At 37.9% G+C, this 9609-nt stretch carries 11 protein-coding genes; all 11 read right to left on the reverse strand.

Annotated elements, in window-relative coordinates:
* Nucleotides 1–2: 2 nt before the first annotated feature.
* Nucleotides 3–695, reverse strand: a complete 693-nt coding sequence (locus tag WD048_16230) for an SDR family oxidoreductase (GenBank protein MEX0813766.1) — start codon at nt 693–695, stop codon at nt 3–5.
* Nucleotides 696–705: 10 nt separating this feature from the next.
* Nucleotides 706–858, reverse strand: coding sequence for a hypothetical protein (locus WD048_16235; GenBank protein MEX0813767.1), 153 nt, complete (start codon nt 856–858; stop codon nt 706–708).
* A gap of 346 nt (nt 859–1204) precedes the next feature.
* The gene (locus WD048_16240; GenBank protein ID MEX0813768.1) at nt 1205–1336 is read right to left on the reverse strand and encodes a hypothetical protein; all 132 of its coding nucleotides are present in this window, start codon (nt 1334–1336) and stop codon (nt 1205–1207) included.
* Entirely contained in the window at nt 1333–2934 is a 1602-nt protein-coding gene (locus WD048_16245; protein ID MEX0813769.1) for a T9SS type A sorting domain-containing protein, read from the reverse strand. Before WD048_16245 ends, WD048_16240 begins: the two co-directional genes overlap by 4 nt.
* On the reverse strand, nt 2931–3527 hold the full coding sequence (locus WD048_16250) for a hypothetical protein (protein ID MEX0813770.1): 597 nt from the start codon (nt 3525–3527) through the stop codon (nt 2931–2933). Before WD048_16250 ends, WD048_16245 begins: the two co-directional genes overlap by 4 nt.
* 52 nt (nt 3528–3579) lie before the next feature.
* On the reverse strand, nt 3580–3786 hold the full coding sequence (locus WD048_16255; protein MEX0813771.1) for a hypothetical protein: 207 nt from the start codon (nt 3784–3786) through the stop codon (nt 3580–3582).
* 21 nt (nt 3787–3807) lie between these two features.
* Nucleotides 3808–5403, reverse strand: a complete 1596-nt coding sequence (locus WD048_16260) for a T9SS type A sorting domain-containing protein (protein ID MEX0813772.1) — start codon at nt 5401–5403, stop codon at nt 3808–3810.
* Complete coding sequence (locus tag WD048_16265; GenBank protein MEX0813773.1) at nt 5400–6041, reverse strand: hypothetical protein; 642 nt, start codon at nt 6039–6041, stop codon at nt 5400–5402. The genes WD048_16260 and WD048_16265 overlap by 4 nt, the downstream gene beginning before the upstream one ends.
* Nucleotides 6042–6054: 13 nt before the next feature.
* Complete coding sequence (locus tag WD048_16270) at nt 6055–6624, reverse strand: hypothetical protein (GenBank protein MEX0813774.1); 570 nt, start codon at nt 6622–6624, stop codon at nt 6055–6057.
* Nucleotides 6621–8459, reverse strand: coding sequence for a hypothetical protein (locus WD048_16275; GenBank protein ID MEX0813775.1), 1839 nt, complete (start codon nt 8457–8459; stop codon nt 6621–6623). Before WD048_16275 ends, WD048_16270 begins: the two co-directional genes overlap by 4 nt.
* Before the next feature lie 165 nt (nt 8460–8624).
* Complete coding sequence (locus WD048_16280) at nt 8625–9548, reverse strand: tail fiber domain-containing protein (protein MEX0813776.1); 924 nt, start codon at nt 9546–9548, stop codon at nt 8625–8627.
* Nucleotides 9549–9609: the final 61 nt, after the last annotated feature.

Here is a 9609-nt window from a genome sequence, read left to right on the forward strand (position 1 = left end):
TTTTATGAATATACGGGATTCATCGGACGAATCTCCACATCTAAAGTATTGAAATTATCGGGAGATTCGAGCAATTGAATAAAGAGTTTTGCAACGTCATCAGCATGTAGCATGGTGTCATTGGCTTTGGTGCCCTCCACTTCATCGAAAAAATGGGTATTGACCGAACCGGGATACACACAAGTGACCTTGATATTGTCTTTTTTCACTTCCTTGTAAAGCGAATGGGAAATCCCGCGCACAGCGTGTTTGGTACCACAATAACCGGCAGCTTGCTCTATACCTGTTGTCCCGGCAATGGACGATACATTGATAAAGTGACCGTGCTGGGCTTTTTTCATGTCTTTCAGAGCTCTTTTGGTGAGGTAGAACAGTCCATTGACATTCACATCAAACATTTTCCGCCAGGTATCCGAATTGCATTCATCGGTTTTGGCAAAATGTCCAAAGCCGGCATTGTTGATTACAATGTCAATGCCTCCCAGAAAATCCAAACTCTTTTTGTAGGCTGCATCCACAGCTTCTTCATCGCTGATATCGAGATTGAACTCCCGGTAGTTTTCATTGGTGAATCCTGAGCCGGTGCGGCTCCAGCCTACTACCTTACAGCCTTTTGAAATCAGTAGCTTAACTGTTTCAGCTCCAATTCCCTTACTGCTTCCACTTACGATTGCTTTTTTTTCTTTTAAGTTCATCCGTTTGTCTCTATTTTGATTTTAATTTGAGTTTTCTTTCTTCGAAATATTTTTTCATTTCCTCAAAACTCATGTCTTTAATATCCCGGCTGATTTTATCCCTGACTTTTCTCATGAAATCCACTGCTTTGAAGCCTTTTATGATGTCCTCTTTATTTTTCATAGTTGACAGGTTTCATCAACCGTTAATTTAATGTTGTTCATTGTAAAATTAAAATAATACGGTTGTTAATACTTTACTCCACAATAAACCCAAAGATAGCTCAAGTGTAAACACCGGCATTGTGTGCAGTCCAAATGTGCTTTTCAGTAGCACAGTGTTTATCATGCAATGAATTTAATATTTTGTTAGCCCATATATGTAAATATTGTAGGTTTTTTATAACGTGCAAGGTTTTGGTGTTCAAAGCTAAACGCTGACAGGATCCTACCTTAAACGCCTGCCGACATAGGTAGGGCAAGCAGGTTCGAACCCTGTCAGCGTTTTTGAGGCTTTGGAAAAGTTAAACTCATCGCTTCACAAACTTACCTCGCACCACTTCACCACCAATCATTTCCGCCTGATAGAAATAAATGCCCTGTGAAAGCTCGCTGGTATTGATGGGGCTTTGTTTGGTATGGATGATGTTTTTGCTGTTCAATAGCTATCCATCTTCACAAATTGTTTGGTAAAGGCTTTTTTATCTGTTATCACTTTCACAATATACATACCGTTTGCCCAATCGCTAATGTTGTGGGTTTCGGTAGAAATTCCCTTTTGGTAGGTTTTGTCATTGCTGCTGAACATTAATTGGCCATAGGTATTAAAAATTTGATAGACAAAGCTTTTCCTTGTGTCAAGCACGAATTTCAAATTAATGGATTGGCTGGCAGGGTTAGGCTCTGCCCTTATCACGATAAAATCCGTTTCAACTTTTTTGTTGTTTTCCTCTTCTGGTTTTTCGTATTCCGGAAGTTTGATGGCCCTGAGTTTATCAATGAACTGCTGTTTATTGTCCATTTCACCTTTCTTTGGCGAGGGGCAGCCCTGTATGGAGGCCTTAAAATTTGCTCCTGGTTGTACTCTAAATCCAGGTCCCAAAGTAATAGAATTACCAGCGGTAAATTCATAGTCCGCACCATTAAATACCGTGATGTTCTTATTGGTCGTAATATCATTATTGGCACTGAGTGTTATTTTATTTTCATCCTGATAATGTTCTGCCGGGAAATAATAGCCATCTGCATTGGCAGCGCCACCGGGCAGGGTAAGGTTATCATAGCAGGTTATTTTTTTGCCGGGCATTCCAAAAATATTCACGCTACGTTCATTAGAAGGGTTTAAAGTACTCCTTACCGTAGGAGTATGATAATTGGCATAAAATTTTCCATAGGTAGCAAACCAGGTTACAGGACAATTAGGTGTATCCCAACCAGAAAGCATACCAATCATACGATTGTCAGAGTTATAAAGACCTGAGCCTGATGAACCATCTTCAAGCATACCATATTCCCATGCTCCAGGAACATTCATATAAGGTACATCAGTATGAATGCAAAGAGCCTGAGTATTTGTCCCAAATATTGCGTCAAATAAATTTGCAGCGGTATAACACCCCGCTTCCATACCTAAAGTAATGACCTGATCTGTTCCGGATATTTTCTTAATGTCCCCACGGGGATGATGAATGCCCACATAATCTCCATTACCGCCAGGAAAAGTGCCGGGGTTATACAATATATTAGGATTCCAACCTGCATAGCTAACATTAAAGTGCGGAGGTAATGGCGTTGCGATTTCACATAAAGCAAAATCTCCCCAGCCGTACCAGGCTATCAGGTTGATATTTGATTGATGGTGATATTCACGTCTTTCAAAAGTTGGATAAAGACTTACACTTTGACCTGGATAAACTCCTTTGTTACTTTGCGCGGTACTACTGCTGTATTCGTCAGGACTTTGATAATTGAAATAAAATCTTGAGTTAGTAAGATCTTCTCCAGTGAGACAATGTCTTGCTGTTATAAAGTAATAACCTATATTTTCATCGGAGACATTACGGTTTATTAGCGTCCCACTACAACCAGCTCCACTAGAAGTAATATACCTGAAAGTTGCATCAATGGATTTCTTTCTCCATTCATTATTATAGGCTGGATCATTTACATTAATATTACAATGTTTGGATTGATCCCACTGTGCTTTAGAACTAAATGAGTAAAATAATATTAATAAAAATGATATTTCAATAGTTCTCATAGCGAATATTTTGAAATTTTAAAAGTATCTAAACCATTAAAGTACTGCACTATTCCTATATTCGGAGCAAAAAAAACTAAGCTCTCAATGTTTTGTGTATGAAATGGATATTTTGCCGAATAGCGCAGTACGTCATTGAACTCGGTATTGTTAATAGTTAGCGATGAAATTGTATCCATGGAGCTATTAAAGACATAAGAGTTATTGCTTGTTTTTTTAGCTATTATCTCAAATGGCCTAGGTGCTTGGCCTGAAATATTTGTGTCAAAAGTCCATCTATCACAACAGTAAAAAGTGTATTTAACTTCATGTACATTATAACCGCGGGTCAAATATTGAGTATGTAGCTTAAAGTGTTTTTCGTTATAGGAATGACAATCTGATTTAGGAGGCAGTTCTTCGTTAACTGTCACTTTCTTTTCTTCAAAGTCACTTATATACATGCTGTCTTTTTTAGAACTGTCCTGATTGTAATACACCCAATAATTCCCTGGCTGGAATACTCCAAAGTATTTTTCCATTTCTTCAGGAAAGGTAAAGTGTTCAATATCCCCCCTGCATTTGTTGCAGGAATTTAAAATTACTACTGTCATTAGGCAAAAGATGTAAAATAGTATGTTGAATTTATATCTCATCATTTAGTTTTTAGTAAAAAACAATTGAGTCGAAAAAGTCGTCCTTAAAGTCCATTAAGCGGTCAGCATCAGCCTCAAAGCTGGTAATGATAAATAGGACTATCTTCTCGTCATATTTAAATATTTGCATAAAAGAATACATATAGTCGGGAGATGGAACAGATTGATAGTCTATGCCCATTTCTATCCCTTGTATTTGTCCACTATTATGCGACATCTTGGAAAATGTTTTTGCTGTTCAATAGCTATCCATCTTCACAAATTGTTTGGTAAAGGCTTTTTTATCTGTTATCACTTTCACAATATACATACCGTTTGCCCAATCGCTAATGTTGTGGGTTTCGGTAGAAATTCCCTTTTGGTAGGTTTTGTCATTGCTGCTGAACATTAATTGGCCATAGGTATTAAAAATTTGATAGACAAAGCTTTTCCTTGTGTCAAGCACGAATTTCAAATTAATGGATTGGCTGGCAGGGTTAGGCTCTGCCCTTATCACGATAAAATCCGTTTCAACTTTTTTGTTGTTTTCCTCTTCTGGTTTTTCGTATTCCGGAAGTTTGATGGCCCTGAGTTTATCAATGAACTGCTGTTTATTGTCCATTTCACCTTTCTTTGGAGAGGGACAGCCCTGTATGGAAGCCCTGAAATTCGCCCCTGAATGTACCCTAAAACCGGGCCCCAAGGTAATAGAATTACCAGCGGTAAATTCATAATCCGCACCATTAAATACCGTAATGTTCTTATTGGTCGTAATATCATTATTGGCACTGAGTGTTATTTTGTTTTCATCCTGGTAATGCTCTGCTGGGAAATAGTAACCATCTGCATTTGAAGCGCCACCGGGCAGGGTAAGGTTATCATAGCAGGTTATTTTTCTGCCGGGCATACCAATTAAGTTAATAATCCTTTCATTTGGTGGGTTTAAAACATTTCTTACAGCTTGATTATGGTAATTGGCGTGGAATTTACCATAAGAATCTAAAGCACTGAATGAGCAACTTGCCGCACCAAAGTGTAATGCCCCAATTAACCTATTAATTGAATTAAAAAGTCCTGAACCTGAAGATCCTGGTTCTGTGGTTCCGTAATTCCATAAAATCACATTATACCAAGGAATGTCTGTATAGTTGCAGATAACTTGTGTAGAAGTACCGAACAGAGCGTCAAAAAAAGAGGTAGCAGTATAGCAGCCCGAACTAATGCCCAGGTTCAAAGTGATCAATTGGGTAGTCCCTGATATTTTTTTGATATCGCCCATTGGGTGATGGATTCCTACATAGTCAACAGGAAAGCCAGTAATTGTACCGGGATTGTTTAAAAAATTTGGATTCCAGCCCGCGTAGCTTACGTTAAAATGTGGCGGCAAAGGTGTTTCTATTTCACATAAAGCGAAATCACCCCATGTGTACATGCCAATTACGTTGATTTTAGACTCGTGATGATATTGGTGTTTATTATCTGATAAGCTTTCACTTTGTTCCTCATCACGCCCTTCGTTACTCTGATGTGTACTTCCGTTGTTTTCATCAGGGCTTTGATAATTAAAATAGAAATCAAATTCTTGGTTTAAATCATCACCTACTAAGCAATGGCGAGCTGTTATAAAGTAAAAACCTATGTTTCCATCAGATACATTTCTGTTAATTAACACTCCGCTACATCTACCGCCAGGCTCATACCTAAATGTAGCATCAATAGTCTTTTTCCTCCATGCATTTGGGTATGTTGGGTCATTAACATTTATATTGCAATACTCAGATTCATCCCAATATTGAGCATAAGAATGATTCAAGCATAAAAAATATAATAAAAATATAACTAATGAATATTTCATAGGTTGTGCTTTGAAATTTTAAAAGTATCCATATCACTGGAAAACTGAATTATTCCAATATTAGGTGCAAATAGAATGGTTCCTTCAAAAAAATTTGGTAGAGGTCGTTGTGCTGTGTAAGATAAAACTTCTACATAAACCGTATTATTAATTTCTTTTGAATTTATTATAAATAGCGAGTCTAACGAGTCAGAATTGTATCCAAAATTATTATTGCTTATGCTTTGCCAACCTACCTGAAAAGGCATTGGTGTACTGCCTGACATTCCTACATTAATTTTCCATCTATTGCAACAGTTAAAGGTGTATTCTACTTCATGTGCTTTGTAATTGGGCACTAAATGATCAGAGTGAAGTACAAAATCTTTTTCATCCCATGAAACACAATCGGGTTTAATATTCGAACTTCTTATATTCTCTTCAAAATCACTTATATAAATACTGTCCTTCTTACTGCTGTCCTGATTATAATAAATCCAATAATTATCAGGTTGGAACACCCCAAAGTATTTTTCCATTTCATCTGGAAAGGTGTAATGTTCATCTACCTTGCCTCGACAGCTTCCTTTTTGGCAGGAGTTCATTATTGTAAAACAAAACAATGATAATGTAATAATAATAATGTATTTAATGTTCATTAATATTATAATTTTAGTAAAAAACAATAGAGTCGAAAAAGTCGTCCTTAAAGTCCATTAAGCGGTCAGCATCAGCTTCAAAGCCGGTAATGATAAATAGGACTATCTTCTCGTCATATTTAAAGATTTGCATAAAAGAATACATATAGTCAGGAGAAGGAACCGATTGATAATCAATGCCCATTTCTATCCCTTGTATTTGTCCACCATTATGCGAAACAGACTTAATGCTCAATAATTCGCTATCTGAAGTTAAAAGTATTTTTTTGCTAAAAGCTTCTAGGGTATCTCCCTGACTTTCTTCAAGGGCTGTTTCAAAAAGCCCGTCAACTCTACTATAATCTGTGCTGTCGTATTCAAATACCTGAAGGCTAAGCAGTGAATCTACTTTTAAGGCAAACATGTTTAAGGTAAGCGTATCGTAAACATCTGGCTGGGAGGGCATTGAAAACTCAAAATTACTGCCTGTACTTACGGTATCTATACTTACCCATGTACTATCAGCTCTAAGCATGGAGTTGGTGAAAAGTAAGATTCCCAATACCATAAAAAGTTTGTAGGCGAATATTTGTTGTAATCTCATTTCACTTTACTTTTAAGTTCGTTAATCTCACCCATCATTTCCTCATTTTTCGCCATTAGCTGTTCAATTTTCTTGTTCTGTTCAAGGATGTATAAAGTAAGTTCTTCAATTTTTACCATTTGTAATTTTTGCATTTTACCTACTTTTAAGCTGCCCTGTTCCATAAGTTCATTTTCGCTTGGAATTCCCGGCAAATGCTTATTACTCTTAATAAAACCAACTAGATCTTCAAGAGCCATCAAATTATAACTATCGTCAAATACATAATCGCACCAACCGTCAAGTTGTACTTCCACTTCACATGCCTCAATGCCCCCTCCAACTTTCAAAGTTCCATCAGTTGAAAGGCGCATTTTTATATCACCCCAAAAATCATAGCCGCCATTATCATGCCTGAAATGCAGACCACCGTTGGCAGCGTGGGATTGTATAGACCAACTGGAATTAGCTCCTGTGGACTTCAGTAAAATATGTCCGTAATTTCCCTCAAATACTCCGCCACCACTCACATGGAGTTTAGCTTGGGGGGTTACATTTCCTATACCAGTTTCTCCACTATGATTAAATGATATTAACTCTTTAACAGTAACTCCACCATCATCAGTTGAACGAATAATTAATTTATTTCCCTCACTTGAAGAATATGTATTGGCATTTACAATATGAAAATCAGATTCATCAACTGGAGCAGGACTGTTTGGAGCAGCAAACTCCAAACGGACAGCATGACCTCCATTTGTTGAACGTTTTCCTTCAAAACGAACTGCATTTAAATTACCATCATCCGGTAATTCTATATGAAGTGGAAATTCAGGTTCTGTTGTTCCAATACCAACATTTTTATTTTCCAAAATTGTTATAACAGGTGTATTTGGCATACCGATCCTAAAACTGTTTTCACCAGAAGTTTCTGAGGCTATGGGTTCTAAGTCCCAAGCACTTATAATATCACCTATACCAGTCGCAATTCTGTCCTCTAAACGAATACCATTTTCATCACTTCCGCTTGAAAGCAGCTGTTGTCCACCTCCACCACCCGAACGAGAAGTTCTAACATGAAGTTTCTTTTCTATAGGCTGGGAATAAGTACCAATACCTACTTTTTCATTAATTGAAGCTTCTCCATCTACATGTAGTTTTGCTTGTGGTAAATCTATGCCAATTCCAACATTTCCATTATTATCCGCAATGATTACATCTTCATTGGAAAAATCCCCATCTTGTATAAGCATAGCACCATTTGTAGAATAAATATGATTGGAAGTACTGGACCCGGGAGGATTCCCAAGGTACAGAGAGCTGGTGCCAACTTTTAAAAGGTTTAATACATTTAAATCCTCTACAGCAATAAAAGTATCACTTGCTGAAACCAGAGTGTCAATTTTAAGTTGACCTGAAAGCTCTAAATCACCACTTATTTTTGCACCTCCATTTACATGTAACATAGCCTCAGGAGAAGTTGTACCAATACCAATATTACCACCATTCTTTAAAACCATTTGTACTGTATCCTCATCAGTAGAAAAAACCATATCACCTGGGTTTGTATTTCCGAGTATAAAATTGATACTTCCCGGAACTGTGCTTTGCCCACTATAAGCTACACTGCCGATTTTGAACTTAAATGTATTGTTATCGCTTCCACTTTGGTTTCGTTCAAGTCGGATAATATCTTGGTTAGTGCTTGAGACATTCAATTGCGTAGAGTCAAAACTAATTGACCCAACTGAAAGTTGACCTTGGATTGCTTGATCCCCAGTGAAGTTTTGAATTTGTGCATATAGAATAGCTGAATTAGCTATTGATATCAATAAAATCAAGATTTTAGTTTTCATAGCATTAGTTTTTAATTATGAATTAATTTTTATTAGCTGAGATTGAATACAACTGCTCCTTTATCAGCTCGATTTCCGCCTTTAGGCCTTCCTGGTTGTTTGTCAGGCTTTCCAGTTTGGTGCGAAGAATTTCATTCTCATTTTTCAATTGCTCCTTTTCATCATTTAACTCCTCATTGCTTCAATAAGCGGTGCGATCAGGCCGGTATAGCGCAGGTGTCTGTTGCCCTCCTTGTCCATCTTTACCAGTTCGGGATAGACCTTTTCCACTTCCTGGGCGATCAGGCCAAGCTGTGTATTGTTGTCCTTTTCAGGGTCTTCCCAGTTGTAGCTTACACCACGCAGGCTAAGTACCTTGGCAAGTGCATTTTGCAGCGTTTGGATATCGGTCTTAAGCTTTCGATCGGAGTTCTCCGTTATGGAACCACTGGCGAGGATATTGCCATCGACATGGAGTTTTTCAGAGGGGCTGCTGGTACCGATGCCCACATCCCCATCAAAATAGGCCTGTCCATCGTTTTTCAAGTAGAAAAGGTCAGAAAAAGAACTGTCCCTTATGGTAAATGTCTGTGAGCTTTGGTCCTTGCCCCTGTATTCCCAGCCATTATCCATAGAGAACAGGATTTCCTGGTACAAATCCGTTGCATCGCCATTCCTCATCTCGATTCCTTCATTGCTTAAGGTCAGCCCATGGCTGTTTTGATCGCTTGAAGATAAGCTGTCCATATAAGATATATTGACACTCTGCGAGTCTGCATTGACACTTGTAAATGAAAGATCAGTTTCATAGGACAATCCCAAAAACTCCTTGTTGATGTCCAGGAATGATTTATTGCCGTCCATTTCAAAATCGGTGCAGCCCAACAGGACATTGTCCCTTGTCATTTGAAGGAGCGTAAATTTATCCTCCTGCTCAGAATCAACTTGTAATTGTATTGTCCCGTTCATCAGGGCAATTTGGGTAAGCGCATCTTCATTATCACTATATTCCGGATTTGCTATGACGTAGATGTTCTCCGGGCCACCATCTTGACTGAGGTCAAGTATGCCCGAGGCCATAAACTGGGCACTGTCTATCTCCTTGTACAAAAAAGCATGGAATTCCTACAAAAAATGGTACTAAATTTATTAAGCCGCTTTTTTGATTAAT

It is taken from the genome of Chitinophagales bacterium, from assembly GCA_040877935.1.
Lineage (GTDB): Bacteria > Bacteroidota > Bacteroidia > Chitinophagales > CAIOSU01 > JBBDNB01.

Coding starts and splice junctions, on each gene's coding strand:
- WD048_16260 (MEX0813772.1), bottom strand. CDS start 5,403: ATGAAATATTCATTAGTTATATTTTTATTATATTTTTTATGCTTGAAT.
- WD048_16250 (MEX0813770.1), bottom strand. CDS start 3,527: ATGACAGTAGTAATTTTAAATTCCTGCAACAAATGCAGGGGGGATATT.
- WD048_16255 (MEX0813771.1), bottom strand. CDS start 3,786: ATGTCGCATAATAGTGGACAAATACAAGGGATAGAAATGGGCATAGAC.
- WD048_16245 (MEX0813769.1), bottom strand. CDS start 2,934: ATGAGAACTATTGAAATATCATTTTTATTAATATTATTTTACTCATTT.
- WD048_16230 (MEX0813766.1), bottom strand. CDS start 695: ATGAACTTAAAAGAAAAAAAAGCAATCGTAAGTGGAAGCAGTAAGGGA.
- WD048_16235 (MEX0813767.1), bottom strand. CDS start 858: ATGAAAAATAAAGAGGACATCATAAAAGGCTTCAAAGCAGTGGATTTC.
- WD048_16275 (MEX0813775.1), bottom strand. CDS start 8,459: ATGAAAACTAAAATCTTGATTTTATTGATATCAATAGCTAATTCAGCT.
- WD048_16270 (MEX0813774.1), bottom strand. CDS start 6,624: ATGAGATTACAACAAATATTCGCCTACAAACTTTTTATGGTATTGGGA.
- WD048_16265 (MEX0813773.1), bottom strand. CDS start 6,041: ATGAACATTAAATACATTATTATTATTACATTATCATTGTTTTGTTTT.